Source organism: Lebetimonas natsushimae, from assembly GCF_002335445.1.
Classification (GTDB): Bacteria; Campylobacterota; Campylobacteria; order Campylobacterales; family Nautiliaceae; genus Lebetimonas; species Lebetimonas natsushimae.
Genome location: NZ_BDME01000006.1, coordinates 153834 through 179623 on the forward strand (window position 1 = coordinate 153834; position 25790 = coordinate 179623).

The following is a 25790-nucleotide window of genomic DNA, read 5'->3' on the forward strand; positions in this document are numbered from 1 at the left end:
TAATGAAAAAACATTTTACAAGGGTTCCTAAAAAGATTCAGAGAAAAAGAGATGCAAATGAGAGAATAAATGATTTTGAACCTGTGTATATTGAATTTAATGAAGAAGAGGCAGCAGAACAGGCTAAAAGATGTTTAACATGCCCTATTGATATTTTAAGAGGGCTTAACAGCGAGTTTGAATTTTGCAGAACCGGATGTCCTCTAAACAATTATATTCCACAGTGGATCAGGGAAGTAAGACGCGGAAATTTAGAAAAGGCGTTTGAGCTTAGCAATGAAAAATCACCTTTTCCAGAAATTATGGGAAGAGTTTGTCCGCATGACAGTCTGTGTCAGGGAAGCTGCGTTCTTTCTAAAACAGACCACGGAAGCGTCGCTATCGGAGCTATTGAGGTTTTTATAAGCGAAGAAGGGTTTAAAAGAGGATATAAACCTTATTACGGGGAGGATAAAAAAAGAAAAAAAAGAGTTGCTGTAATTGGAAGCGGACCTGCGGGAATGAGCTGTGCCACTTTTCTTTTAAGAGGTGGAGTAAATGTGGAAATGTTTGAAAAATCCGACAGACCCGGGGGACTTTTAACATACGGTATTCCAAATTTTAAACTTCACAAAGATGTTGTTTTTAGAAGATTCAAGTGGATGCAGGATGCCGGACTTAAACTGCATTTAAATACACCAATTTTAACCGAAAAAGATTTTGATAAAATTGTTAATGATTTTGATGCCGTGTTTATAGGTGTTGGTGCTCCAAGCAGCAGGGGCGCAAGAATGGAAAATGAAAATGCAAACGGAGTTTATCATGTTATGGATATTTTAACCCATGCCCAAAAAAGAGTGTTTAAAGATTTTGATGATTGTATATTAAAAGACAAAAGGGTAGTTGTAATCGGCGGTGGTGACAGTGCAATGGATGCGGTAAGAACAAGTGTAAGAAGCGGTGCAAAAGAGGTATACTGTGTTTACAGAAGAGATGAATCCAATATGCCTGGAAGTAAAAAAGAAGTTATAAATGCTAAAGAAGAAGGGGTTAAATTCAGATTTTATACAGCACCAAAAGCTGTAAAAATTGATGAAAACAATAATGTTGTAGGGATAATCTGCCAAAAAACAGAATTAGGTCAGCCTGATGAAAGTGGGAGAAGAAGGGTTCAAATTGTTGAAAATAGTAATTTTGAAATTCCTTGTGATATAATTATATTAGCGTTAGGCTTTGATACTGTTAAATTTCCTTGGTATGAGCATGCAGGAATTGAAACTGATAAATGGGGATGTCCTGTTGTAAATGAAAGATATCAGACAACTAATAAAAAAGTTTTTGCAGGTGGAGATGCGATTAGAGGCGCAGATTTGGTTGTAACTGCTGCAAGAGACGGAAGAGAAGCAGCATACGGTATATTAGAATATTTAGGATTAAAGGATTGATATGATACCGATTTATAAAAGCGATGTGGTTATAGTAGGGGCTGGGCTTGCTGGACTTGCGGCTGCAAGAGAACTTAGCAGGGCCGGTAAAAATGTGACGGTTCTTACAAAACTACATCCGTTGCGCTCTCATTCAGGGGCCGCACAGGGTGGAATAAACGCAGCTTTGGCTGATGATGACGATGTAGAACTCCATATGTTTGATACTGTAAAAGGAAGCGATTATTTGGCAGACCAGGATGCGGTTGAGCTTATGTGCTCACGTGCACCGGAGACGATCAGATGGATAGAAAGAATGGGTGCAGTTTTCAGCAGAAGAGAAGATGGAAGAATTGCCCAGAGGCCTTTTGGTGGGCAGAGTAAACCAAGGGCATGTTTCGCAAAAGACAGAACAGGGCTTACTCTTCTTCAGACAATTTATGAGCAGTGTGTAAGAGAAGATATTTTAATGCTTGATGAATGGTATGTTAGTGATATTTTGTATGAAAATGGTAAAGCTTACGGAGTTGTCGCTTTTAATATCAGGGATTTGAGTTTTGCCATTTTTAATGCAAAAGCCGTTATGTTTGCAACAGGAGGATATGCAAGGGCATTTAAAATAAATTCGAACGCGCATGCAAATACAGGGGACGGGCTTTCTATTTTCGCAAGAAAAGGCCTCCCGCTTGAGGATATGGAGTTTGTCCAATTCCATCCCACAGGACTTGCAGGAAGTGGTATTTTAATGAGTGAGGCCGCAAGGGGTGAGGGCGGCAGGCTTATAAACGGTCTTGGTGAGAGGTTTATGGAAAAATATGCGCCTGAAAAAATGGAACTAGCCCCTAGGGATGTGGTAAGCAGGGCTATTATGAAAGAGATTATTGAAGGCAGGGGTGCAAAAGAAGACCCGTTTGCAGTATATCTTGATTTAACACATTTAGGTGAAAAGAAAATACAAGAAAGGCTCCCGGAACTAAGAGATTTAGCCTTGACATTTTTAGGCAGGGATATGGTAAAAGAGCCTATTTTGATTTCTGCAACTGCCCATTATTCTATGGGGGGGATTCCTGTTGATACAAACGGACATGTAAAAAAATCAACCGACGAATTAACAGAGGGACTGTATGCGGCAGGTGAATGCGCGTGTGTGAGCGTTCACGGAGCTAACAGGCTGGGGGCTAATTCTTTGCTTGAAGCTCTCTTTTTTGGAAGATGGGTTGGAAATAAGATTGCTGAAGATTTAAAAGATATTACATTTAAAGATGCAAAAACAAGTGATGCTGAAATGGCAATAAGAGAAGTTGATTTTCTTTTGAAGAATAACGGAGATGAAAGAACATCTAAAATAAGGGAAGAATTACAAGAACTTATGACTACAAAAGTAGGTGTTTTCAGGGATGAAAAAAATCTGCTTGCGGCAAAAGAAAAAATAAAAGAATTAAGAAACAGATATAAAAATATAAAACTTGACGATAAATCAAAATCTTATAATACCGACTTACAGGAAGCAATAGAACTTGGTCATATGCTGGATTACGCACTCTTTATTACTGCAGGCGCAGTTGAAAGAAAAGAAAGCAGGGGTGCGCATTACAGGGAAGATTATCCAAAAAGGGATGATGAGAATTTCTTAAAACATACATTCGGATATTTGGAAAATGATGATATAAAAATTGAATATGCACCTGTAAAAATAACAAAATTTGAACCTCAAGAGAGAAAATATTAAAAGGGTTAGTGATGGATGTTACTTTAAAAGTTTACAGATTTAATCCCAATGAAGATGAAAAACCCCATTATGAAAAATATACACTTATTTTAAGAGATGATGCGGTTTTACTTGATGCGTTGAATGAAATAAAATGGAAATTTGACGGTAGTCTTAGTTACAGAAGAAGCTGCAGACACGGGATTTGCGGAAGTTGTGCCGTTAAACTTAACGGAAAAAATGTTCTGGCATGTAAAACTCCTCTTAAAAAGGCAATTGAAGATTTCGGAGATGTTTTAATAGTTGAGCCTTTAAGTAAAAACAAAGAAAAAATTATAAAAGATTTGGTAATTGATAAAAAAGATTTCTGGGATAAAAATAAAAAAGTAAAACCATATCTAATAGCAAATATAGACGAACATCCCGAAAAAGAGAATTTGATTAAACCAGAAGAAGTTGAAAAATTAGAAGATGCAGATTATTGTATTGCATGCGGATGCTGTTATTATGCCTGTGAAAGTATAAGGGCTAATAAAGATTTTTTAGGACCTCAGGCTCTTGCTAAAACATACAGATTTACAGCAGATGGTAGAGATGAGGCTAAAAAAGAGAGGCTTGAATTTGTAGATAAACTTGGAATCGGAGTATGGGACTGTGTAAAATGCCAGGCCTGTATAGAGGTTTGTCCGAAGGGAGTAGATCCGTTTACAAAAATTACACATTTACATAATCAGATTTTTGAAGAAGGGGTGGCTAAGAAAAATGTGGCAACTAAGCATGCAGAAGGATTTGTGCATTCTATTAAAAAACACGGAATTTTGGATGAGGGAATGCTTGTATTGTATTCTGAAGGGGTTAATGTTGCAAGACATTTGCCTGAGGCTATGGAAATGCTTAAAAAAGGAAAAATAAAATTCCCTTGGAATATGCCAAAATCTGAAGGTGTGGAAGAAATTAAAAAATTAGTTGAAATATCACAAACACATGAGTTAAAGGGTTAATATGAAATATGCACTTTATACAGGATGTACCGCAAAAGAATCAACACCGGAACTTTTAAAATCAACTCTTTTAGTAGCTAAAACTTTGGGTATTGAAATAGAAATTTTAAATGAGGCAAGCTGTTGCGGGGCTGGGCATCTGCAGGATTTTGATGAATTTTTATCACTCGTTTTGAATGCAAGGAATATCTGTCTTGCCGAAAAAAGAGGTCTTAAAATGGTGACTCTTTGCAATACCTGTCAGTTAATGCTTGAAAACACCAAAAGAAAACTTGATAGTGATGAAAAACTTAAAGAAAAAGTTAATGAAAAATTAGGAGAACTTGGTTATAAATATGTAGGAAATACCAAAATTCAGCATTTTTTATATGCTATTTTGGAAGATGTTGGATTTGAGGAAATTTCAAAACATATAAAAAGACCTCTTAATATGAAAATTGCCCCTTTTTACGGATGTCATATAATAAGACCTTCAAAAACGCATGACGGGGATAATTTAAATGAAAATCCTTATAAACCGAATGCAATAGAAAATCTTATAAAAGTATTAATGGGAGAGAGTGTTGATTATTCCACAAAGCTAAAATGCTGCGGTTTTCATGTTGATTTGCAAAACACGCCTGTCAGTGAAAAACTAACTTCCAATATTCTTGAAGATGCTACTAAAGCAGGTGCTGAAGCTATAGTTACTCCATGCCCTTTGTGTCATCTTAACCTTGATGTAAAACAAAGGGCCATTGCAAAAAGAGAAAATAAAGATTTTAATATCCCAGTTTTGCATTTGCCTGAGATGTTAGCTCTTGCATTTGGATATTCGGCAGAAGAGATTGGCCTAAATCATCACGTAGTTGATGTAAAATTTTAGGGCTTTTGCCTTATTTTTTATCTTTACACAATTCTTTATTAATTTTAAATATTTCTTTTACTTTTGCTAAATCTTTTTCTTTTGAATATATATATTTTAACATCATTTTTTCGCATTTATTGTTTAAATCTATTTCAAACTGTTTAAAGTATTCTTTGTAATCATTCAGCTTTTTTTTAGCTGAATAATAATAAATAAAATGTGAAAGTGATAATAAAAATACTGCCAGAAAAAATAAAATTATTGAAAAAATTTTTTTATCAATTCCGTAAGGCAATGCCTGATATGCCGCAATTATTAGCATTGCGAGTGAAAAAATCACAGCACCTATATAATAATTTTTTTGGGATGTTATAATGAAAAGATAGTTGTCAAGATTTTTTTCAATTTTTGCGGCTTTATATAAGTTGTAAAAACTCATAAATACAATAACTACACTTGTAAGAATCAATAAATCATAAAACATCTGCTTCCTTAAATTCTATTTTATAGTAACTGTCTGAAAATGGTGCGGCTTTAATTAAAAATTTTTTATTGCTAATTGTTTCTGTTTTTTCTTTGCTAAAATCAAATTCAATATTGTATTTTTCTTCAAATTCTTCTAAATTATCAATTTCACTAAAAATATTTTTAAAAATTTGATTAGATATAATAATTTGATTGTTTTTTGAAATACATACAGGGTAATTTTTTTCTTCAATCAGGTTTTTTAATATAATTAAATACTCCTGTGATTTTTTTCTCTCAATAATAATATTCGCAAACTTTTTTAATGTTTTAAATAGGCTTTCTTTAAATACTGGCTTTGTAAGATAACCGTCTATTCCTATATCAATGGCTTTTTTCATATAATCCATGTCAGAAAAAGCTGTAATAACCAAAATAATCTGTTCTTTGTTTTCTTTTTTTATAATCGAGGCAAGATCAAGCCCTGAGAGTTTTGGCATTTTTATATCTGTAATTACCAAATCAATGTTATGTTTTTTATAAATTTCAAGTGCTTCATATGAGTCTTTTGCTGTATAAAAATTTTTAAAAAGATTTTCCACTAGTAATGTAAAGGCATCTCTAACTAATTCGTCATCTTCTACAAATAAAACATTTAACTGTTTGAGCTCTTGCATTCTTCAAACTTTATGTTTTTCTTTTCAAGTTCATTTTTAAACCATTCATAAATTTCTTTTGCTTTTTCCCCGGCAAAAGATATTTCGCTTGTATAATCCAGTTTTGGAAGAGTTGAAAACTCTACATACTCAGGAATTTTATTCATAATATCAAGCATCTCCGATTCTTTTGCATAAGCTATTAAGCTATAACGCTCTTTTTTCTTAATAGGAGGAAAAAATTTATCAAGTGCTTCAACAGTCATAGGATGCGACATTTGTGGAAATCCCGGCATAAAAAAGTATCTATTATCAATATAAAATCCCGGAAAACCGTTTATTGGATTATTCCAAAGAGGCTTTGCATTTTTTGGCCAGTAAGCTAGGGGATATTTTTTTGAATTGTCTTCATGAGGGAATTTTTCATCGATTTTTTTTATAAAATCTCTGTTGTAGTCCATCTCTTTATCGGTAAAGACTGCTGCTGCCAATTCCCTTGTATAATCATCAGGAGTTGCTCCGATTCCTCCGTAGCAGAAAAGAAAAGAATCAGGAGTGTTTTTTATGAGATAAAATATATCTTTCATTAAGTTTGGGTCATCTTTTATAATAAAAGAGGCATTAAGTTCATAGCCTCTTTTTAAAAGTTCGTCTCTTAAAAATTTAAAATGTTTATCTTCTCTTCTGCCGTTTAATATTTCTGTACCGATAATAACCTGAAAAATGTTCATTAAATTCCTGCTTTTTCTTTTATTACTTTTTCCATTTCATCAACAATTTCCTCAATTGTTCTCTCGCCGTTTATTTTAATAAGTTTACCTTGTTTTTCGTAAAAGTCTTCTATATCTTTAAGAGGTTCTAGGAATACTTTCATTCTATTGTTAAATACTTCAATATTATCATCTGCACCTCTTGCTCTTCCTAAGACTCTGTCTCTTGCAACATCTTCACTGACTTCCACTTCAATAACTGCCACTAAATCAATATCTTTGGTTGTTTTTAGCATTTCATCAAGCGCTTTCATCTGTTCTACGCTTCTTGGAAAACCGTCTATTAAAACAATGTCTTTGTCAGCTTTTTCAATGGCGTTTTTAATAGTATTAATTACTATATCAAGCGGCACTAAATTTCCATTATCAATATAACTTTTGATTTTTTGACCAAGTTCGCTTCCGCTTGCAACTTCAGCCCTTAGTAAATCTCCTGTTGAATAATGAACAATTTTATCCTGATTTCTCTCAGCTATAAGCTCTGCGTCTGTTGTTTTACCGCTTCCCGGTGCTCCAATTATTAAAAACAGTTTTTTCATTTTTACTCCTTTTTTTATTTATTTGATTGTTTTACCATTTTAATGCAGGACATTCAAATTTTTTAACATAAATTTTTTTACTCATTCCTCTACCGATTGCAATTTTTCTTCCTTCTATGTCTATTTCAACCGGGCCAAAAAGGGATTTATTGATAATTTGTCCCATCTGGCCTTTATGAATACCCAAATCCTGCAGTCTGTATTTAAAATTGCCGCATGAATGGTCAAAATCTATAATTTTAAAAACTTCCCCGTTTTTAAGTTCGCTTAATTTAGTCATTTCTCGGTTTGTTTATTCTTATGTGCAGTTCTTTTAACTGACTTGTTTCAACTTCACTTGGCGCTTCTGTAAGAAGACACTGTGCTTTCTGAGTTTTAGGAAACGCTATTACGTCTCTTATGTTGTCTGTATGTCTCATTAGCATTATAACCCTGTCAAGCCCAAGTGCAAAACCACCGTGAGGAGGTGCCCCAAATTTTAGGGCATCAAGTAAGAATCCAAATTTTTCCCTTGCTTCAATTTCATTGATTCCAAGAAGTTTAAATACTTTCTTTTGAATTTCTTCTTTATGGATACGGATACTTCCGCCGCCGATTTCATATCCGTTTAGAACCAAATCGTAAGCCACTGATTTTATATTTTCAAAATTTTCTTCATCCCAAGTTTCCATATTTGGCATTGTAAACGGATGATGCAGTGGGGTAGGGTTTCCGTTTTCATCTTTTTCAAACATAGGAAAATCCACAACCCATACAAATTTGTAATCTTTTTCGTTATATAAATTCATTTCTTTTGCAATTTTTGCTCTTAGTCTTCCCATATAATCAAGAACCGTTTTTTTATCTCCTGCACCAAAGAAAATAATATCACCAACTTCTGGTTTAAGTTTATTAATTAAACTATTAAGAGATTTTTCACTCATAAATTTAAGAATTGGTCCCTTAAGTCCTTCTTCTTTTACCTGAATATAAGCAAGTCCTGCCGCTCCGAATTTTCTGACAAAATTTTCAAGTTCTTTTAGTTTTTTTCTTGAATAGAAATTATCTCCACCCGGAACTTTTAAAGCTTTAAATCTGTTTTTAACTTTATCTTTTGCAATATTGCTAAATATTTCATTATTTGAATCCACAAATTCATCAATTACATCTACCATTGCCAAATCATATCTTAAATCAGGTTTATCACTTCCGTATTTTTCCATTGCTTCATTATATGTTATTCTTTCAATCGGTAAGTTTACATCAATTCCGGCTACCGCAAAAGCCTCTTTTATCATACCTTCAATTGTATTAATTACATTATCCTGAGTTACAAAGCTCATCTCAACATCAACCTGAGTAAATTCCGGCTGTCTGTCAGCCCTTAGGTCTTCATCTCTGAAACATTTTGCAATTTGGTAATATTTGTCAAATCCGGCCACCATTAAAATCTGTTTGAAAAGCTGAGGGGATTGAGGAAGGGCATAAAATTTGCCTGGGTGAACTCTGCTTGGTACCAAATAATCTCTTGCACCCTCAGGTGTGGATTTAGTAAGAATCGGAGTTTCCACATCAATAAATCCTACTTTGTCAAAATAATCCCTAATCGCCTTTGTAACTTTACTTCTTAAAATAAAAGTTTCAAGATTGTCAGGGTCTCTTAAATCTAAATATCTATATTTTAGTCTTAATTCTTCATTTACACTTTTGTCTCCGATTTGAAAAGGCAAAACTTCACAGGTGTTTTCAATTTCAAGTGTCTCTGCCACAACTTCAATTTTACCTGTTTTTAATTTTGGATTTTCAAGTCCTTCGCCTCTAAGTCTAACTTTTCCTTTAACTTTAATAACATATTCGTCTTTTACTTGTTCAGCAACTTTATGAGCCTCAACGCTGTCGGCAGGGTCTGCTACTATTTGAATAAGTCCGGTTCTATCTCTAAGGTCTATAAAAATAACTCCCCCGTGGTCCCTGTGGGAATTTACCCATCCGACCAACTCTACTTCTTCTCCAACATTCATTTCATTAAGTTCGGCACAGTAGTGACTTCTCATTAATTTCCTTTTTTAAGCGCAATTATATCAAAATGTGATATAATTTTTTGCAAGGAGAGGGAATGAAAGATATATATTTTTTAGTTGCTTTTGTTTTATTTAATATTTTGGCAATTTACAGTGTCAAATTTTTAAAATTTTTTATATTTAAACACAGAAAAAATATTTTTTTCAGACTTTTTTATTCCAGAATAAAAAAAATAGGAATCCCTCTTTTACTTTTAATTGACGGTAATTTTATAATATATTTTATTAACAATGAAAAACAAAAAGAATTTTATTTTTATTTTAATATATTAGTTTTAGGCTGGCTTTTTTATGAAATTATCAAATATATTATTTATGTAATTATCGCATTAAAACTCTCTCATAAAGACAAAATAAGAAAAGAAGTTTTTAATCTGGCCATTCATTTTACAAAATTATTTATTGTATTAATAATTTTTATATCAATTCTTTCACATTTAGGAGTTAATTTCACTGCTATTATTACATCTTTAGGAATAGGCGGTGCAATTATCGGTCTTGCCGCAAAAAGCACATTGGAGAATTTTTTTGATTCAATAAGAATAATCAGTGAAGATGCTTTTCATCAGGGGGATTGGATAGAAACTAAAGATTTTGAGGGAATGGTTGCAGATGTCGGGTTTACTTCTACTCAAGTAAGAACTTTTGATAATGCGTTAATAACAGTACCCAATACGCTTCTTGCCAACAGCTGGATAAAAAATTATTCAAGAAGGGTAATAGGCAGGAGAATAAAATTTCATCTCAAAATAAAATATACCACAAATACGCCGGAAATTAACAGGGTTATTCAAGAAATTAGGAAAATGTTAGAAAAACATCCGGGAATTGTTACTGATAAAAAAATTGAAAACAGGTTTAAAAAAACTATTTTTAAAAATGCACTTTTTTCTATTGAAGATAAATATGGAATAAGAAAAACACTTTTGGTTTATCTGGACGAATTTGATGAATATTCAATGAATATTTTGGTTTATGCATATTCAATAAGTGTGGACTGGGAGGAATGGCTAAGGGTAAAACAGGATGTTTATATGAAAATTTTAAAAATAATTGAAAATTCAAAACTAGAACTAGCTTATCCAACAGAAGAGATTTATATTAATAGGGGAAAGGAATTATGGAAAAATTGATTGAAAAATACAAAAAAAAAGAAAAACCTGAAATTTTGCATAAATTAAGGGTAAATGCCAGAAAAGAACTATCTAAATTACAAAAAGAAGGTAAAACCGACATCGGACTTGAAAATTTACTTAAAAATTCTTCAAAATTAAGAGATAGTGATGTACTTATGAATATTTGTGAAAGTAAAAAAATAAAAAAATTTCTAAAAAAAAGGCATAAAAAATTAAGAAAAAAATTTTTGAAATTTTTAGACGGTTTTAAAAGTGAAATTATTAATATTGAACCTGAAAAGAAAGTAGATATTCAAAACTGTCTAAAAATATTAAGTGATTCTTTTTTAGATAAAGACGATAAAACACTTCATAAAATAAGAATAGAAGTTAAAAAATGCAGATATACCCATCCCGAATATGAAGATGTTTTAAAATTAATTCAGGATAATCTGGGAAAGGCACATGATTATTATAACTGTGAGAAATTAAGAAAAAAATTTAATAAAAATAGTGATAAAGTAATTAAAAAGAAAAAGAAATTTATAAAAAAAGCGGAAAAAGTAAGAAAAATTTTAATAAATGATATTTTTTCTATTTAATTTATTCTGTAGGTGTTTGCATTCCCATTTTTTTGCTTCTTTCCATTGCCTGTTGGGCTAAGTATCTGTCTCCAAATTTCTGAAGGTTTTCAAATTCAGTTTCAAACCCGTCAAAATGTCTCTCTTCATCGGCAATTATACTTTCAAAAAGCTGTTTTGTACCTGAATCTTTTGCATTGGCACATTCTAGTGCAAAATCATTATACATATCAATTGCCTCTTCTTCACTTTTCATTGCCCATTTTAACATCTCTTTTGGGTCTTTTATATGCTCAACCTCGTGGGCTGGTTTCATTTCAATTTCACCGCCTAAAAATAAAATTCTCTCAGCATATCTTTCAGTATGCAGCATTTCTTCAATAGCCGTTTTTTTAAATATTCCTGCAAGTAAGTCATATCCCAAATCATCTAAAACAAAATGAAAATACATATATTGATGAATTGCGCTTAGCTCTTCTGCAACCGCTTTATTTAATAATTCAATTGATTTAGTTCTGTCCATATTTCATCCTTTTTTCATATTATAGCACTAAAAATTATTAATTGCAAATTTTTTTCTTTTATTAAAAAAGCTTATTTAAATTATTTAATTGAATTATGACTGAAAAACCATAAAAATAATTCAAGTCCTAAAACAGGAAATCTCCAAAAATTTCTAAAATGCAATCTTTCTTATTCAAAGCTGTTTGTTTTTTATTTTTATGAGCTATATATAAAATATAAACCAACCGGTAAACTATTAAACTATTATCTGAAAAAAGTCTCATTGTAAAATAAATGGAAAATGTTGTTACAAATCCTGAAATTGCATGTATTATAGAAATCATATATCCTATTTGATATAATTAGAAAAAAAGGTATTACTTGAAAGCGGGATTTATTTTAAAGCCAAAAAACACAATTGAAATTAAAGATGAGTTTTTAAAAATTAAAGAAATTTTTGAAAAATATAATATTGAAGTTTTGCTGGATGCCATTTCAGCCAGGGCTTTAGGCCTTAGAGGAGTTGATTTTGAAGATTTATGTAAAAGTGTTGATTTTATTGTGGCCCTTGGAGGAGATGGAACTTTAATTTCTGTAACAAGGAGGGCATATAAATTTGATAAACCGGTTTTTGGAATAAATCTTGGAAATTTAGGATTTTTAACGGATATCAATCCTGATAATGTGGAGGAATTTTTAAAAAAATTTTTAAAGGGAGAATACAGAATAGATGAAAGAATGGTTATAGAAATTGTTTATAACGAAAAAAAATTATATGCTTTTAATGATGTTGTTATCAGTAAAGATATAATATCATCAATGATAAATATTCAGATAGATACAAATGAAAGTTTTTTAAATACATACAGAGGTGACGGACTTATAATTTCTACTCCGACCGGTTCTACGGCATATAATTTAAGTGCGGGAGGACCTGTTGTTTATCCTTTGACAGAAAGTTTTATTATAACTCCCATCTGTCCCCATTCTCTAACACAAAGACCTCTGGTGATTCCCAGTAATTTTGTGCTTGAGGCGAAAGTTAAGGAAAATTTTTCAAAACTGATACTTGACGGGCAGGAGATTTATGACTTAAACGATAAAATTACCATAAAAAAAGCGCAAAAGCCAGCAAAACTTATTCATAGGATAGAGCGAAATTATTTTGACGTTTTAAGAGAGAAACTTCATTGGGGAGAGAGATAGTGATTGAAAGGGTTTATATAAAAGATTTTGTAACTTTTGAAGAGGTTGAACTTGAATTTAATGAAGTTGAGCTTGAATTTTCAAAAGGTCTTATTGTTTTTACAGGTCCCAGCGGTGCGGGAAAATCTGTTTTGATGAGGGGAATTCTTTCAATTTTTGGATATTTTGATGTCAATGCGGCTCTTTCCGAGGCTGTGGTAGATGCCAATATTGATTTGGAAAAATACGGTATCGAAAGTGATGAGGTGATAATTTTTAAACAGATTAAAAAAAATAAAAACAGGTATTTTATAAATAATCAGGCTGTAAGTAAAAAAACTATAAAAGAAATTGCGGCTAATTTTTTGGATTATTTGTCTTTGCGTCAAATTAAAGAGTTTGAAAACGAAAATATTTTAAATGTATTGGATAAAATAGTTAGAAAGAAAGATTATTATGTTAAGTTAAATGAATACAAAAAACTTTTTTATGAATATAAAAAACTTCAAAACAAATTAAACGGAATTTTAAAAGAGGAAAAAGAGGCAAAAGAAAAAAAAGAATTTTTAAAATACGAACTTGAAAAAATAGAAAGTATTTCTCCAAAAATCGGTGAATTTGAAGAACTTATGAAAATAAAGAAAGATTTAAGCAAAGTTGAAAAAATTAAAGAAAAAGCAAATGAAGCCCAAAAAATCTTTGATTTTGAACATGAGGTCTATGAGCTTTTGGAAATGATAGAAGAAGACAGTGAATTTTTTTCCAATACAATGAATGAACTTAGAATTCTTATAGATAAAGCAAATGAAAAAGCTTCTTTTTTAGAAAACGTTGATATTGAAGAAGTGCTTGACAGACTCTCAGAACTCCAAGAACTTATAAGAAGATTTGGAAGTATAGAAGAGAGTCTTAAATATTATGAAGAAAAAAAAGAGGAATTAAACAGACTTGAGAATTTGTCATTTGAAAAAGAGGAAATAATAAAAAAAATAAACTCTTTAAAAGAAAATTTAAACAGTCTTGCTGATTTTATAACTCAAAAAAGAAAAGAGGCTGGTAAAAAACTTGAGGAAAAAATAAATTATTTTTTAAAGAAACTTTATATGCCAAGTGCTGAAATTGTTTTTAAAGAGATTGAATTAAACGAATATGGAAAAGATAAAATTGAAATCATTATAAACGATATAGATATCAATACAATTTCAACCGGAGAATTTAACAGATTAAGAGTAGCACTTTTGGCGAGTAAACTTGAATATGAAACAAATGAAAAAAGTCTTTTTTTAGATGAAATAGATGCAAATCTTAGCGGTGAGGAAAGTATGAGTGTAGCCGAAGTGCTTAAATATCTTTCTTCCAAATATCAAATATTTGCCATATCTCACCAGCCTCAGCTTGCAAGCAAAGCAAATAAACATTTTTTGGTTACTAAAAAAGATAATAAAAGTTATGTTAAAGAACTTAATAAGGATGAAAGAGTTGAAGAAATTGCAAGAATTATAGGCGGAAAGGAAAAAAGTGAAAAAGCAGTGGAATATGCTAAAGAATTATTAAAGGGTGCGCGTGGATAGAAAAATATTGTTAGACAGAATAAAATTGTTGGAAAATGAAATAAAAAATAAACAAAATTTAATTAATGAATTTCAAAAAGTTTGTAAAATACCTGAAAATAAAAAACAGGAAATATTAAAAATTATTGAAAAACAAAATAAAATAAATGAATTTTTTTTTGAAAATGGAATATTAAAATTTGATGCTTTTTTAAAAATTTTAAACTTTCTTGAAAATGGATATTTGCTTTTAATAGACTATAAGAATAAAACTGATTTAAAAACCAAATATATTTTAAGTTTTTTTACCAAAAAATTTTCATCATATTTTTCAAAAGACAATGATTATATTTACGGTATTGTTTATGAAAATGAATTAAAAGAAATAAAAAAATTAAATAAAATAAGTTATTTTAATCCGATAAATGATGAATTTGATGAAATTGAAATTTATAATATTATATTTGAATCAAACAGTTATAATTCAGAAACATTGTATAAAGCCAAAAAAATTTTTTTTGAATATAGACTCAGACCTTCTTTCAAAAACAAACATTATATAGAATATTCTTTAAGTAAAAACAAATTAATTGATTTTGAACAGGAAAAATTAAATAAAGAAAAAGAAAAATTCCATTTTATTTATGATGAAACTTATCCCAATTTAGAAATTAAATTAAAAAAAGAAATAAATAATATACCTTTTGTTTTAGCTTTGCTTGAGAGAATAGATAAAGAAATAGATCAGATTAAAAATTCAAGAGGTACCGTTAATGTTATTGTTAGAATATTAAATTATATTGATCTACATACCAAAGAAAACGGTATTAAAGAGGTAGTACAATATTTAAGAAAAAAATTAAAGGAATAATTTGTTTTGTCCTCTTGATTGCTGGGATGCATGTCAGTGTAAAATTAATAATGGAAAATGGAAAATAGTTGGTGAAGGAATAACGCCTTTTCTTTGTTGGAAATTAAATAATTATTTTAAATTTTCTTCTGAAAGATTCCCCAAATACAATGGTAAAAATATTATGTTAAATGAAGCATTAAATAAACTTACAAATATTTTAAAAACAATAAAATCAAATAAAGTTTTGTTTATAAAAGGCTCCGGCCATATGGGATTAATGCAAAATGTTACAAAACTATTTTTTGAAAAGTACGGAGCCACTTTTGCAGTAGGCAGCACCTGTGACGGAATAGGGGAGAAGGGAATAATAAATTCAAGAGGAAAAAGTTTAATACTTCCGACATGGATTATAAAAAATGCCAAAAATATAATTATCTGGGGCAGAAATCCGTATGTTACAAATATTCATTTATTGTCTCTTATAAAAGATAAATTTACAGTTACTATCGATACAGTTAAAACAAAAACTGCTAAAAATTCAAATTTTTTTATTCAGGTAAAACCAAACAGTGATTATTATTTGGCTATTTTACTTTCTCAGATGGTTATAGAAAAAAAATTGCTTAAGAGAGCTGATGGAATAAATTTTGAAAAATTTAAAGAAATAGTTTTTTCATATAAGAAAGAAGATTTAATTAAAAAATCAGGAGTAAGTATAAAAAATGTTGAAAGATTATTGGAAATTATACTTAACGGGGCAGTTGTTTTAACAGGCCTTGGAGTTTCTAAATGCAGGGAATGTTATAAAACCACCTGGGCCATTGATTCACTTTTTTTTATGCTTGATTACTTTGGAAAAGAGGATAGGGGAGTCGCATATCTAGGCAGCAGCAGTTTTGAAATAAACAATCCTTTTGCAATTAGTCATAAAAATAAAGTAGCGTTGTTTGATGTCAATTTGGATGATTATGATGTTGTTTTTATCCAGGGTGCAAATCCACTTGTCAGTTTTGTAAACAGAGATGAATGGGAAAAACTAAAAGGAAAAAAAGTGATTGTATTTGGCAAATATTATGATGAAACGGCAAAAATTGCAACTCTTTTTATTCCTACAAAAGATTTTTATGAAAAAAATGATGCAAGGGGCAGTTATTTTCATGAATATGTTTTAATAATGGATAATGTAAAATGTAAAATGGAAAATGAAAATAAGATTAGTGAGTATGAGCTTGCAAGATATTTATTTAATGAATTTGGTTTTGACGGTTTAAAAGAAGAAGATGAATATATAAAAGAGATTTTAAATGCTGATTTAGAAAAGATAAATGATGGCGTCTACAGGAAAAAAGTATTTGATAAACCTCCATATAGTGAGGGATTTTATACAGAAGATAAAAAATTTCATTTTTTAACCCAAAAGTTTGAAAGAGAAGAAAAAGAGTTTGAAATAGTTACTGTAAAAGAAGCTAAAGCGTTAAATTCTCAGTTTAAAAGAGATGAAAATATTTATTTAAATCCTTATAGTAAAATTATTATGTTAAATTGGGCTAAACAAAATTTTGATTCTAAATTAATAAAATATGATAAAAATCTACCAAAAAATATAATTTATGCAAAAGGCGGTGTAACAATAAATAAAATATTAAAAGCAGAAGGAGAAAATGCATATTATGAAATTTAGCAAAAATTCAAAATGCCCATGCGGCAGTGGGAAAAAATATAAAGATTGCTGTTATAAATGGCATAAAATAAATTCAGCACCTAACGCAATGTTTTTGATGAAAAGCCGATACAGCGCTTATGCAATAGGAAATGCCGAATATATTATAAAAACCACTCATCCAAATTCTCCCCATTTTGAAAAAAATAGAAATGAATGGATAAAAAGCATTAAGGAATTTAGTAAAAGTGATTTTAAAAAGCTTGAGATAATTGAATTTATTGACGGTGAAAAAGAGGCATTCGTTGAATTTAAGGCTTATATTGATGATTATGTTATGCATGAAAAAAGCCGCTTTGTAAAAGAAGAGAAGTGGTATTATATGAAAGGAATTTAATATGAAAATTAACAGATTTCCAAAAATGGCAGCGCTGCAGAGATTCAGAGCCGAAAAATTAGGATTTGACGGAAATGTAGCCAAAGCAGTAGGAATGGCTGAAGCTACAAAATATGCTATTTTTAAAAATTTATCATATAGAAAAAGGGTCGAAAGCGAAAAAGAACATGTAAAAAAGATTTATTTAGGTAAGAAAAATTTGGATGAAGAAACATTTAGAATTTTTAAGCTTCAAGCGCTTGATGGATTACCTTTTGTTGGAAATAAAGTTTATACAGCAGAAGATTATGACAGATACTTTTCAAGATATGACGAAAAAGTCAGGGCTGCAATTGAAAAATGGGCTGAAAATCTTATTAAAAATTGTGATAATGTTGTTTTGGAAAATGAAACAAAATTTTTTAATTTATGCTGGAAACCTCACAGAGATGAACTTAGTGAGGTTTAAAATCCTTTCCAGTTTTCGTGTTCCAATTTTAAAAATCTCTGTTTTTCATCTTCGTTCATAAGTTTTTCATTATATTCAAAAGTCATACCAAACGGTTTAATGGCATTTTCAATAGAAGCTGCTATCATTTGTTTAATGGCAGGCGGTACTAAATCAAACGGCCAAGCAAGTGTAGCTTTTATTTTATTATCTTCAATTTGGATGTCTTGTAAAATTCCAAGATCTATTAAAGAGAGATTTATTGCAGGATGTTTTACTGATTTTAATGCTTCTAAAATTTTCTTTTCCATGGTTACTCCTTTAAATTTTATGTCTTAATTTTATAGCTTTTGCAAGAGAATTTATATCTACATTTTCAAAATGTACTCCCGTAGGTACCCCTTGTGCAATTTGAGAAAATTCAACTCCTAAATCTTTTAATTTATCTTCAAGATATAAACTTCTAGCTTCACTCTCCACCGAAGGTGAAAATGCGAAGATAACCTCTTTTATTTCTTTTTCCTCTATAAGGTTCTTAAGTTTTTGTATTTTTTCATCATCCAAATGATTTAATACAAAATAATATCCCTTATAACTTCCGCTTTCTTCAATAATCATTATATCTTTAGGGTTTTCAACTATTGCCAAGGTTTTTTCCCTGTTTGGATTATAACATATTTCACAAATTTCATATTCGCTGAAATTGCCGCAAATTGTACATTCCTTTATGTTTGTAACCACATTTTCAATTGCATTGATAAGTTTCATTGCCCTGAATTTGTCCTTTGCAAGAAAAAGGGCAAGTCTTGTTGCGCTTTTTTTGCCAATGCTTGGCAATTCTTCTAAAGCCTCAATAAGCTCGTTAAGGGATGTTAAATCTTTCATTTTGCTCCTAAATTTAGTAAAATTTGTGAAATTATATCAAAGGTATTATATGTATGAATGTAAAAACAGATTAAATAATTTTGAAAAATATGTAATTTGCGAAAAAGGAACAGAGCCAGCTTTTAATAACGAATACTGGGATAATAAAAGAAAAGGGATTTATCTTTGTAAATGTTGTGAAAGCGAGCTTTTTTCTTCAGAGCATAAATTCGATAGCGGAACGGGATGGCCAAGTTTTTATATGCCGATAGGTAAGATTTTGGAAGCTCCGGATTTCAGTGGGGAAATGCAAAGGGTCGAAGTGATGTGTGCAAACTGCAGGGCACATCTCGGGCATCTTTTTGGTGACGGTATGACACCAACTGGTCTTAGGTATTGTATAAATTCTACATCCCTTAAATTTATTCCGGAGGTTTAATTTGGCTATCAGAAAAATAGACATAGAAGGTAAAAAATTTAAAATTGCTTATGATATTATTAATCCATGCAAAGAAAAAAATATTATTTTTTTACACGGATGGGGCAGCAATAAAGAGATTATGAAAGTTTTTATGGATAATTTTAAAAATTTCAGACATATTTATATTGATATGCCAGGCTTTGGAAAAAGTAATAATGATTATATTTTAACTACAAATGATTATGCAAAGATTATCGATGAATTTTTAAATGAACTAAATATAAAAAAAGATATCATAATAGGGCACAGTTTTGGTGGAAAGGTGGCAACTCTGCTTGAGCCGGATATATTGGTTTTACTTGCGAGTGCCGGAATTGTAATGCCAAAACCGCTTAATGTTAGGATTAAAATTAAAATATATAAATTTTTAAAAAAATTAGGTTTAAGTAATTTTAAAAAATATTTTATAAGTGAAGATGCTAAAGGGATGAGTCAAAATATGTATGAAACTTTTAAAAATGTAGTAAATGAGGATTTTAGCGATGTTTTCAGAAGTTATAATGGAAAAGTACTTATTTTTGGCGGGCACGAAGATACTGCAGTTCCTCCTGTAGCAATAGAAAAACAAAGTAAATTGTTAAATAGTAAAAATATTATGTTAAACGGAAATCATTATTTTTTCTTTAACTCACCAAATCAAACAAAAGCAAAAGAAAACAGGAAAATGATTGAAAAGAAAATTTTTAAAGTTTTAGATTACTCTAAATAAAATATATATTTTAAAAATTAAATTGAAATTTTAGAATAAAAATATTTACAATTTAGAGTTGGCAAAAATTGTTTTATCAGTTTTAAATGTGTTTATCTTCCTTTTTAATTTTTTTTATATTTTTTACATTTAAAAAAATTTCAGAGTATTTTGAAATCTGAAATGAAAATTGAAAAAGAAAAATTATTTATTTGTTTTATTTTTTTCTGCTACCATATCATCAAGCATTTTATACATTCTTTTTGTTTCTTTTTCAGCTTTTGCAAATTCATCAAATGCATTGGTCATACTTCCTTTCATGACATCTTGCATATTTTGTTCAAACGCTTTTTGAGATGATGGAATTTCTTTATAAGCTTTGGTGTTCTCAAAAGATTCTTTTCCAGCCCCTTCATACCAGTTATTAAATCCGTGTTCACCTGTATTTGATGTAAAATTGCTTTTTCCAAATAATTTTTCTTTATAATTTTTTATTTTATAAAGTAAATTATTAATTTTTTGTGCTAAAGCGGTTAGGGCATTTGATAAATCCTTAAACTCTTCATAGTTTTTTAAATCTATTTCGTATAGTTTCTCGAATCCTTCTTTAAAATCATTCATAAATCCCTGCATCATATCTATTATATTATCTAATTTAGTACCTTCTTCTGTCATTACAGATGAATTTTGTTTAAGTAAATTAATATTTACTTCTACTTCTGTTGTAGCTTTCTGTGTCCTTTCAGCCAGTTTTCTTACTTCATCGGCAACCACCGCAAAACCTCTTCCGTGTTCTCCGGCTCTTGCAGCTTCTATTGCCGCATTAAGCGCCAATAAATTTGTTTGATCGGCTATTTCTTTAATAAGATTAATCACTTCAGCAATATTGGAAACACTGTCGTTTAAATGAGATATGTTTTCTTTAGCATTTGCAGCAAAATTAATTAAATATTCTATTTCATTTAAAAATTTATCAAATACATTTTTAAGTTCTTGAATTTCTTCCTTTACTTCTTCGTTTGTTTTAACCATTTCTATAATTCTTTGAATATTATCATCAGCATTTGATGCTATTTCTTCCATATTGTTTTCATTGTAAGCTATCATGTCATAAATTATTTTTAATTTGTTTTTATCTTTTTGAAAACTGTTTTTTTGAAGTTTTAAGTTTTCTATTTCTTGTTTTAAATTTTGATTTTCCTTCTCTAATTTTTCAATTTCTTTTAAAAGTTCATTTTTCTCTTTTTCTAATATATTAATTTTTCCTTTATATGAATTACAAAACATTTTACCCCCTTTTATTTTTGATAAAATTTTCTAAAAAATTTTTCAGTTTTTCTTTTGGCATCGGTTTTGCAAAATAATACCCCTGGATATAGTCTACTCCCAATTTTTTAAGTTCATCAACTATTTCTTTGGTTTCGGCACCTTCTGCTATTGTTTTTTTGTTTAATGATTTAGCCATTGAAATGATTGCTTTTACTATCTGTTCATCCTCTTCATCTTTTAAAATGTCTTTTACAAAAGTCATATCTATTTTAAGGGCGCTAATTGGAAGTTTTTTCAGATACGCCAAAGAAGAATAACCAGTTCCAAAATCATCTATTTCAATTTTAATACCTTCTTTTTTGAGAAGTTCAATTTGAGGTAAAATAAAATCAATATTTTCCATTAAAACAGATTCCGTTATTTCAACGATTATTTTATCTTTTTTTATATTTAATTCTTTGATTCTATCAAGAAGTTTCAATGCAATATTTTGGCTTAAAAGCTGAATTCCCGATACATTCATTGAAATGATAAAATTAATGTCTTTATTTTCAAATTCTTTAATATCTTTTAACACTTTTTCAATAATAACATCTCCAACTTCATTAATAAGTCCGCTCTCTTCCAAAATAGGAATAAATCTACCCGGGCTTACAAGTCCTCTTTTCTTAGAATTCCATCTAAGAAGAGCTTCAGCCCCCCATATAATGTTTTTGTCAACATCAACAATGGGTTGGTAATACATTTCATATTCATTATTTTCTATTGCCTCTTTCAATTCTTTTTCCAAATCTAAATAGTCTTTCGGTAGAATTGTTAAATTTTCATTTGCATAAGAAATTCCGATACCGCCTTTCTTTTTAGTAATTGATAAAGCCCTTTCCGCTTTTATAATTAAATTTTCTTTTGTTTTGCTGTCATCAGGGAAAAAAGAAACTCCTACACTTAACGACAAATATACCCCGCTGCCGTTAATTTTTACAATTTCATTATTGAATGCCAGGATTTTATCCAGCATTTTAAAAATTTCTGATTTCTCACCTTTTATTATTACTCCAAATTCATCTCCGCCGATTCTTGAAACAAATGATTTTTCCAGGTTATTTTTCAGATAATCTGCAATTTTTTTAATGGCTTTATCTCCAGCCCAAAAACCTAGAACACTGTTTACTTTCTTTAATTTATTGATATCTACAATTGCAACTGCAAAACTGACATCTTCTTTTATTAATCTCTCTATTTCTTTTATAAAAATTTCTCTTTTAGGTAAATTGGTTAAAGTATCGGTGGAAAGTAAAATATTGGTCTGTTCTTTTATAAAAATATCAGCTATTGCAATATTTAATTTATAAATAATTTCTTTTAATAAAATCAGTTCTTCGTCATTGAAATTAATATTTTTTTCAGAATAAACCAAAACCGCATATTCAATATCATTATCTTTTCCATATTCCCATTTATTAAATACAGGAAAAATTACAGCTTTTCTATATTTTTTACCTTTAAACTCAATATTGTCTGCAATTACCTCTTCTTTATTTATTAACAAATCTAAAATTTCTTGAAAATAATTATAATCAAAAACCTGTTTTTTAAATTCTATATCTTCTTTTTCTTCATTTAACGTAATAATGGGTATTACTCTTTTTAAATCTTTATCGATTTTTGCTACCCATCCTAAATCAAACAAACCTGAATTTACAAAAATTTTTAAAACTTCTTTCATTACAGTGTTAAAATCTTTAATTCTTACAACCAAATTTGCAGTTTCTTCTTCTATTTTTTTTAGTTTATATATATTTGATTCGATAATTTTTTTTGTAAAGCTTAAAATTATGCAGTTCTTATCGTTAAATCTAAAAATTTTACCTTCAATATTAACCATTTCTTCAATATTGTTAATTTTAATTATCAGATTTTTTTGTTGATGAAATTTTTTCTTTTTAAGTTTTTCAAAAAATACTATAATCACATCTTGTAATTCTTTTGAAAAAAATTCTTTGATATTTTTCCCAAGCAAATAATCTTTTCCTAAATTAAACCATTTATTAAAAATATCATCACTGTCTGTAATATTTAAGTTTTCATCTAAAATAAGGGTTGCCTCTTCTACGTCAATGCTTTCGATACATTTTAAAATTAAATCATTTGTAATTAATTTTAATTCATTTAATTTATTTTTGTCCTCAATTATATAATTGGCTTTATTTAAAAAATCATTCTGGATATCAATCATAACAAACAACCTTTCTTTAAGATAAAATTAATCTTTTATTTTTATTATACCTTTTGACTGATCTGTTTGTCAACTAAACAATTATTCATTATTGTTTAGATAATTTCTATAAAATTAGTTAAAATGTATTATAATAATGTATTACATTTCATAAAAAAGGGAAACAAATGAGCGTACTTGTTGAATTTGCTATGTTCCCAACAGATAAAGGGGAGAGTGTAAGTGAATATGTAAGCAGAATTATTAAAATGTTTAAAGAAAGTGATATTAATTATCAGTTAACCCCCATGGGGACTGTTTACGAAGTAGATTCCATTGAAGAAGCTACGAATATTATAAACAAAGCTTATAAATTATTGGAAAATGACTGTAACAGGGTGTATACTACAATAAAAATGGATATAAGAAAAAATAAAAACAACAGAATAAAACAGAAAATTAAATCTGTTGAAGAAAAAATAGGAAAAATCAATTGATAAAACTTGAAGGTGTTAAACATTTAATTTTAGATATTGAAGATTTAGAAATTAGTGATAACAGTGTGATTTTAGGACCGAATGGAAGTGGAAAAAGCATACTTTTAAAAATAATTACTCATGAAATTTATCCTCAAAATATAAAAAAAAGAGAAGTTTTTGGTAAAAAAATAACTTTAAAAGAGGCAAGGAAAATTTTTGGAATTGTGAATGCAGATTTAGAATATTTTTATAAAAATGAGCATATCAGTGTTTTTGATGCCATTATTTCATCTTTTAAAGAAGCTTTGGTTGTTTATAATTTTTTTAAATTCAGTGAAGAGGAAAAAGAAAAAACTTATCAAATTTGTAAAAAATTTGATCTAAATCCAAATCAAGATATAACAACTCTTTCATTGGGCGAAATTAAAAAAGTTTTGATTGCAAGGGCAGTAATTCATAATCCTAAAATTTTATGTTTGGATGAACCTACAAACGGGCTTGATATTAAAGCAAAAAAAGATTTTTGGGATTTTATTGAAACATTAAATAAAAAAATAATATTAATAACACATGATTTTTATGTAATAAATAATTTGTTTAGTAAAATTATTATGTTAAATAATGGTAAAATTTTTAAAACTGGAAATAAAAAAATACTTACAAAAGAAAACTTATCCAAACTATTTAATATTAACAAAAATCTAATAAAAGGAATATAATGGAAAGACTTTATGCCCCATGGAGGAGGGAATATCATACCAAAAAACAAGATGGCTGCGTGTTTTGTAATATTGCGAATTCCCCTGAATATGATGATGAAAACCATGTATTTTTCAGGGATAATATATGTTTTTTTGTCATGAACAGATTTCCTTATAATCCCGGACATTTTATGATAATACCAATAAGACATATCGGAGAATATGAGAATTTAACTGAATTGGAAGTAACACATCTAGCGAAAATGGCTCAGATTGGATGTAAAATTCTAAAAGATTTTGGAGCTGACGGTATAAATATGGGCTGGAATCTAGGATTTGATGCGGGAGCAGGAATTCCTGGACATATACACCTTCATTTAGTTCCAAGATTTAAAAGAGATACAAATATGATGACAACTGTTTTTGAAACAAGGGTTTACAGTGCAGATTTTGATAAAATATATGAAGAAATTAAAAAAATTTCTAAAAAATACTTTTAAGGAGAAAAAATGGATTTTTTTGAAATAGTAAAAGCAATAGAAAGCATACAACACCCGGCAATTGCTACAAGTTTAACAAATCTTGGAATACTTCAGGATATAGATATCGAAGGTGACACAGTTAAAGCCACATTTGTATGGCCGTTTGAGGGCATTCCTATAAGAGATCAAATAATTAATTCTGTAAAAAACGCTGTTGGAAATATGGGATTAAAACTGGATTATAATGAAAGAATAATGAGTGAAGATGAAAAACAGAGATTTTTAGAATTGGAAAAGAAATACTGGAGAGGAGGGCAGGCAGCCTGCGGAGTTTAAACTTTTCTTAAAAACTCCGTTTTTAAATATACCTGTCCGATTCCGTCAACCCTGCAAGATACATGTCCTGGAACGTCACACATTCTTATATTTTTAACTACAGTTCCCCTTTTTATGGTTTTACCAGCACCTTTTACATCCAAATCTTTTATAACAGTTACATTGTCTCCGGTTTTTAATTCATTTCCGTTTGCATCTAGTATTTTTTCCTCTTTTTTATTTGCAATCGCCATTTCTTCATCTGTTAGATACATCATATCTGTCAAATCGTTTCTGCCAAGTGCGCTTAATATTTTATAACTTAAAATTTTTACAGCTGGTATTTCACTCCACATTGCGTTATTTAAACAATTAAAGTGGTTTTCATCATAATTTTCTGATTCTATTTGATTTTTGCAAGTTTCGCAAAGTAAAACATATCCGTCATTATTGTCACTTTTAAAAACTTCATAGATGGATAAATTATTATCACTTTCGCAAAGCTCGCATTTATTATTGGCTCTATTAAAAATTTCTTTTTCGTTCATTTATTTCCTTTTTTGGTGGAATTATAT

General features: G+C 29.5%; 29 protein-coding genes and 1 pseudogene. 18 read left to right on the forward strand and 12 right to left on the reverse strand.

Translation table 11 applies throughout. The features are described 5' to 3' along the window. Window positions 1-2: 2 nt before the first annotated feature. Genes LNAT_RS07780 through LNAT_RS07795 form a run of 4 tightly spaced genes read left to right on the forward strand, consistent with a single transcriptional unit; the run spans window position 3 to window position 4977 of the window. The gene (locus tag LNAT_RS07780) at window positions 3-1424 is read left to right on the forward strand and encodes a glutamate synthase subunit beta (protein ID WP_096260051.1); all 1422 of its coding nucleotides are present in this window, start codon (window positions 3-5) and stop codon (window positions 1422-1424) included. Between the two features lies 1 nt (window position 1425). Further along, window positions 1426-3132, forward strand: coding sequence for a succinate dehydrogenase flavoprotein subunit (sdhA, locus tag LNAT_RS07785; RefSeq protein WP_096260052.1), 1707 nt, complete (start codon window positions 1426-1428; stop codon window positions 3130-3132). An 11-nt stretch (window positions 3133-3143) separates the two neighbouring features. After that, window positions 3144-4112: a succinate dehydrogenase/fumarate reductase iron-sulfur subunit gene (locus LNAT_RS07790; protein ID WP_096260053.1), complete on the forward strand. Its 969-nt coding sequence runs from the start codon at window positions 3144-3146 to the stop codon at window positions 4110-4112. Window position 4113: 1 nt separating this feature from the next. After that, on the forward strand, window positions 4114-4977 hold the full coding sequence (locus LNAT_RS07795; RefSeq protein ID WP_096260054.1) for a CoB--CoM heterodisulfide reductase iron-sulfur subunit B family protein: 864 nt from the start codon (window positions 4114-4116) through the stop codon (window positions 4975-4977). A gap of 10 nt (window positions 4978-4987) precedes the next feature. Here the strand turns inward: LNAT_RS07795 and LNAT_RS07800 are convergent, their stop codons facing one another. From LNAT_RS07800 to aspS, 6 genes are read right to left on the reverse strand one after another with little or no spacing between them, the layout of a single operon-like run. Next, window positions 4988-5443, reverse strand: coding sequence for an adenylate kinase (locus tag LNAT_RS07800; protein ID WP_096260055.1), 456 nt, complete (start codon window positions 5441-5443; stop codon window positions 4988-4990). After that, the gene (locus LNAT_RS07805) at window positions 5433-6101 is read right to left on the reverse strand and encodes a response regulator transcription factor (RefSeq protein ID WP_096260056.1); all 669 of its coding nucleotides are present in this window, start codon (window positions 6099-6101) and stop codon (window positions 5433-5435) included. The genes LNAT_RS07800 and LNAT_RS07805 overlap by 11 nt, the downstream gene beginning before the upstream one ends. Next, entirely contained in the window at window positions 6080-6811 is a 732-nt protein-coding gene (locus tag LNAT_RS07810; protein ID WP_096260057.1) for a competence/damage-inducible protein A, read from the reverse strand. Before LNAT_RS07810 ends, LNAT_RS07805 begins: the two co-directional genes overlap by 22 nt. Then, on the reverse strand, window positions 6811-7389 hold the full coding sequence (locus tag LNAT_RS07815) for an adenylate kinase (protein WP_096260058.1): 579 nt from the start codon (window positions 7387-7389) through the stop codon (window positions 6811-6813). Before LNAT_RS07815 ends, LNAT_RS07810 begins: the two co-directional genes overlap by 1 nt. 31 nt (window positions 7390-7420) lie before the next feature. Beyond that, window positions 7421-7669, reverse strand: a complete 249-nt coding sequence (locus tag LNAT_RS07820) for a ferrous iron transport protein A (RefSeq protein WP_096260059.1) — start codon at window positions 7667-7669, stop codon at window positions 7421-7423. Then, the gene (aspS, locus tag LNAT_RS07825; protein WP_096260060.1) at window positions 7662-9422 is read right to left on the reverse strand and encodes an aspartate--tRNA ligase; all 1761 of its coding nucleotides are present in this window, start codon (window positions 9420-9422) and stop codon (window positions 7662-7664) included. The genes LNAT_RS07820 and aspS overlap by 8 nt, the downstream gene beginning before the upstream one ends. A gap of 62 nt (window positions 9423-9484) precedes the next feature. Here aspS and LNAT_RS07830 point away from each other — a divergent pair, with 62 nt between their 5' ends. Then, the gene (locus LNAT_RS07830; RefSeq protein WP_096260061.1) at window positions 9485-10582 is read left to right on the forward strand and encodes a mechanosensitive ion channel family protein; all 1098 of its coding nucleotides are present in this window, start codon (window positions 9485-9487) and stop codon (window positions 10580-10582) included. Beyond that, window positions 10570-11166, forward strand: a complete 597-nt coding sequence (locus LNAT_RS07835; protein ID WP_096260062.1) for a CHAD domain-containing protein — start codon at window positions 10570-10572, stop codon at window positions 11164-11166. The genes LNAT_RS07830 and LNAT_RS07835 overlap by 13 nt, the downstream gene beginning before the upstream one ends. 1 nt (window position 11167) lies before the next feature. Here the strand turns inward: LNAT_RS07835 and LNAT_RS07840 are convergent, their stop codons facing one another. Then, window positions 11168-11668 carry a bacterioferritin gene (locus LNAT_RS07840; RefSeq protein ID WP_096260063.1) on the reverse strand — a complete coding sequence of 167 codons (501 nt, stop codon included), beginning with the start codon at window positions 11666-11668 and terminating at the stop codon, window positions 11168-11170. Window positions 11669-12030: 362 nt separating this feature from the next. Here LNAT_RS07840 and LNAT_RS07845 point away from each other — a divergent pair, with 362 nt between their 5' ends. Genes LNAT_RS07845 through LNAT_RS07870 form a run of 6 tightly spaced genes read left to right on the forward strand, consistent with a single transcriptional unit; the run spans window position 12031 to window position 17742 of the window. After that, on the forward strand, window positions 12031-12855 hold the full coding sequence (locus LNAT_RS07845) for an NAD(+)/NADH kinase (protein ID WP_096260064.1): 825 nt from the start codon (window positions 12031-12033) through the stop codon (window positions 12853-12855). Then, window positions 12855-14405 (forward strand): AAA family ATPase, encoded by a 1551-nt coding sequence (locus tag LNAT_RS07850; RefSeq protein ID WP_096260065.1) that lies wholly within the window; start codon window positions 12855-12857, stop codon window positions 14403-14405. Before LNAT_RS07845 ends, LNAT_RS07850 begins: the two co-directional genes overlap by 1 nt. Further along, entirely contained in the window at window positions 14398-15255 is an 858-nt protein-coding gene (locus LNAT_RS07855; protein WP_096260066.1) for a hypothetical protein, read from the forward strand. The genes LNAT_RS07850 and LNAT_RS07855 overlap by 8 nt, the downstream gene beginning before the upstream one ends. Window position 15256: 1 nt before the next feature. Further along, window positions 15257-16918 (forward strand): molybdopterin-dependent oxidoreductase, encoded by a 1662-nt coding sequence (locus tag LNAT_RS07860; RefSeq protein ID WP_096260067.1) that lies wholly within the window; start codon window positions 15257-15259, stop codon window positions 16916-16918. Continuing rightward, complete coding sequence (locus LNAT_RS07865; RefSeq protein WP_096260108.1) at window positions 16908-17294, forward strand: YchJ family protein; 387 nt, start codon at window positions 16908-16910, stop codon at window positions 17292-17294. The genes LNAT_RS07860 and LNAT_RS07865 overlap by 11 nt, the downstream gene beginning before the upstream one ends. Before the next feature lies 1 nt (window position 17295). Beyond that, a complete protein-coding gene (locus tag LNAT_RS07870; protein WP_096260068.1) occupies window positions 17296-17742 on the forward strand; it encodes a hypothetical protein in 447 nt (148 codons plus the stop codon). Here the strand turns inward: LNAT_RS07870 and LNAT_RS07875 are convergent. After that, a complete protein-coding gene (locus LNAT_RS07875) occupies window positions 17739-18032 on the reverse strand; it encodes an iron-sulfur cluster assembly protein (RefSeq protein WP_096260069.1) in 294 nt (97 codons plus the stop codon). The two genes, LNAT_RS07870 and LNAT_RS07875, sit on opposite strands and share 4 nt — an antisense overlap. Before the next feature lie 10 nt (window positions 18033-18042). After that, window positions 18043-18606 (reverse strand): recombination mediator RecR, encoded by a 564-nt coding sequence (gene recR, locus LNAT_RS07880; protein WP_096260070.1) that lies wholly within the window; start codon window positions 18604-18606, stop codon window positions 18043-18045. 49 nt (window positions 18607-18655) lie between these two features. Between recR and msrB the strand changes: the two genes are divergently transcribed. Continuing rightward, window positions 18656-19024, forward strand: coding sequence for a peptide-methionine (R)-S-oxide reductase MsrB (gene msrB, locus LNAT_RS07885; RefSeq protein ID WP_096260071.1), 369 nt, complete (start codon window positions 18656-18658; stop codon window positions 19022-19024). Between the two features lies 1 nt (window position 19025). Continuing rightward, the gene (locus LNAT_RS07890) at window positions 19026-19775 is read left to right on the forward strand and encodes an alpha/beta fold hydrolase (protein ID WP_096260072.1); all 750 of its coding nucleotides are present in this window, start codon (window positions 19026-19028) and stop codon (window positions 19773-19775) included. Between the two features lie 183 nt (window positions 19776-19958). Here the strand turns inward: LNAT_RS07890 and LNAT_RS09025 are convergent. Together LNAT_RS09025 and LNAT_RS07900 are read right to left on the reverse strand one after the other, a co-directional pair. Beyond that, window positions 19959-20660 (reverse strand): annotated as a pseudogene (locus LNAT_RS09025) (methyl-accepting chemotaxis protein); the annotation flags it as partial. Between the two features lie 382 nt (window positions 20661-21042). After that, complete coding sequence (locus LNAT_RS07900) at window positions 21043-23259, reverse strand: putative bifunctional diguanylate cyclase/phosphodiesterase (RefSeq protein ID WP_096260074.1); 2217 nt, start codon at window positions 23257-23259, stop codon at window positions 21043-21045. A gap of 167 nt (window positions 23260-23426) precedes the next feature. Here LNAT_RS07900 and LNAT_RS07905 point away from each other — a divergent pair, with 167 nt between their 5' ends. From LNAT_RS07905 to LNAT_RS07920, 4 genes are read left to right on the forward strand one after another with little or no spacing between them, the layout of a single operon-like run. After that, window positions 23427-23735 carry an MTH1187 family thiamine-binding protein gene (locus LNAT_RS07905; RefSeq protein WP_096260075.1) on the forward strand — a complete coding sequence of 103 codons (309 nt, stop codon included), beginning with the start codon at window positions 23427-23429 and terminating at the stop codon, window positions 23733-23735. Then, a complete protein-coding gene (locus LNAT_RS07910; protein ID WP_096260076.1) occupies window positions 23732-24436 on the forward strand; it encodes an ATP-binding cassette domain-containing protein in 705 nt (234 codons plus the stop codon). The genes LNAT_RS07905 and LNAT_RS07910 overlap by 4 nt, the downstream gene beginning before the upstream one ends. Continuing rightward, the gene (locus LNAT_RS07915; RefSeq protein ID WP_096260077.1) at window positions 24436-24918 is read left to right on the forward strand and encodes an HIT family protein; all 483 of its coding nucleotides are present in this window, start codon (window positions 24436-24438) and stop codon (window positions 24916-24918) included. The genes LNAT_RS07910 and LNAT_RS07915 overlap by 1 nt, the downstream gene beginning before the upstream one ends. A gap of 9 nt (window positions 24919-24927) precedes the next feature. Continuing rightward, window positions 24928-25236: an iron-sulfur cluster assembly protein gene (locus LNAT_RS07920; RefSeq protein WP_096260078.1), complete on the forward strand. Its 309-nt coding sequence runs from the start codon at window positions 24928-24930 to the stop codon at window positions 25234-25236. On the opposite strand, the gene LNAT_RS07925 is transcribed toward LNAT_RS07920, so the two are convergent. Beyond that, window positions 25233-25763, reverse strand: a complete 531-nt coding sequence (locus tag LNAT_RS07925; protein WP_096260079.1) for a PhnA domain-containing protein — start codon at window positions 25761-25763, stop codon at window positions 25233-25235. The two genes, LNAT_RS07920 and LNAT_RS07925, sit on opposite strands and share 4 nt — an antisense overlap. Between the last annotated feature and the right edge of the window lie 27 nt (window positions 25764-25790).

Excerpts from the sequence above, each read along its gene's own strand:
- LNAT_RS07780 (WP_096260051.1), top strand. The coding sequence starts at position 3 with ATGAAAAAACATTTTACAAGGGTTCCTAAAAAGATTCAGAGAAAAAGA.
- sdhA (WP_096260052.1), top strand. The coding sequence starts at position 1,426 with ATGATACCGATTTATAAAAGCGATGTGGTTATAGTAGGGGCTGGGCTT.
- LNAT_RS07790 (WP_096260053.1), top strand. The coding sequence starts at position 3,144 with ATGGATGTTACTTTAAAAGTTTACAGATTTAATCCCAATGAAGATGAA.
- LNAT_RS07795 (WP_096260054.1), top strand. The coding sequence starts at position 4,114 with ATGAAATATGCACTTTATACAGGATGTACCGCAAAAGAATCAACACCG.
- LNAT_RS07800 (WP_096260055.1), bottom strand. The coding sequence starts at position 5,443 with ATGTTTTATGATTTATTGATTCTTACAAGTGTAGTTATTGTATTTATG.
- LNAT_RS07805 (WP_096260056.1), bottom strand. The coding sequence starts at position 6,101 with ATGCAAGAGCTCAAACAGTTAAATGTTTTATTTGTAGAAGATGACGAA.
- LNAT_RS07810 (WP_096260057.1), bottom strand. The coding sequence starts at position 6,811 with ATGAACATTTTTCAGGTTATTATCGGTACAGAAATATTAAACGGCAGA.
- LNAT_RS07815 (WP_096260058.1), bottom strand. The coding sequence starts at position 7,389 with ATGAAAAAACTGTTTTTAATAATTGGAGCACCGGGAAGCGGTAAAACA.
- LNAT_RS07820 (WP_096260059.1), bottom strand. The coding sequence starts at position 7,669 with ATGACTAAATTAAGCGAACTTAAAAACGGGGAAGTTTTTAAAATTATA.
- aspS (WP_096260060.1), bottom strand. The coding sequence starts at position 9,422 with ATGAGAAGTCACTACTGTGCCGAACTTAATGAAATGAATGTTGGAGAA.
- LNAT_RS07830 (WP_096260061.1), top strand. The coding sequence starts at position 9,485 with ATGAAAGATATATATTTTTTAGTTGCTTTTGTTTTATTTAATATTTTG.
- LNAT_RS07835 (WP_096260062.1), top strand. The coding sequence starts at position 10,570 with ATGGAAAAATTGATTGAAAAATACAAAAAAAAAGAAAAACCTGAAATT.
- LNAT_RS07840 (WP_096260063.1), bottom strand. The coding sequence starts at position 11,668 with ATGGACAGAACTAAATCAATTGAATTATTAAATAAAGCGGTTGCAGAA.
- LNAT_RS07865 (WP_096260108.1), top strand. The coding sequence starts at position 16,908 with ATGAAATTTAGCAAAAATTCAAAATGCCCATGCGGCAGTGGGAAAAAA.
- LNAT_RS07870 (WP_096260068.1), top strand. The coding sequence starts at position 17,296 with ATGAAAATTAACAGATTTCCAAAAATGGCAGCGCTGCAGAGATTCAGA.
- LNAT_RS07875 (WP_096260069.1), bottom strand. The coding sequence starts at position 18,032 with ATGGAAAAGAAAATTTTAGAAGCATTAAAATCAGTAAAACATCCTGCA.
- recR (WP_096260070.1), bottom strand. The coding sequence starts at position 18,606 with ATGAAAGATTTAACATCCCTTAACGAGCTTATTGAGGCTTTAGAAGAA.
- msrB (WP_096260071.1), top strand. The coding sequence starts at position 18,656 with ATGTATGAATGTAAAAACAGATTAAATAATTTTGAAAAATATGTAATT.
- LNAT_RS07900 (WP_096260074.1), bottom strand. The coding sequence starts at position 23,259 with ATGATTGATATCCAGAATGATTTTTTAAATAAAGCCAATTATATAATT.
- LNAT_RS07905 (WP_096260075.1), top strand. The coding sequence starts at position 23,427 with ATGAGCGTACTTGTTGAATTTGCTATGTTCCCAACAGATAAAGGGGAG.
- LNAT_RS07915 (WP_096260077.1), top strand. The coding sequence starts at position 24,436 with ATGGAAAGACTTTATGCCCCATGGAGGAGGGAATATCATACCAAAAAA.
- LNAT_RS07920 (WP_096260078.1), top strand. The coding sequence starts at position 24,928 with ATGGATTTTTTTGAAATAGTAAAAGCAATAGAAAGCATACAACACCCG.
- LNAT_RS07925 (WP_096260079.1), bottom strand. The coding sequence starts at position 25,763 with ATGAACGAAAAAGAAATTTTTAATAGAGCCAATAATAAATGCGAGCTT.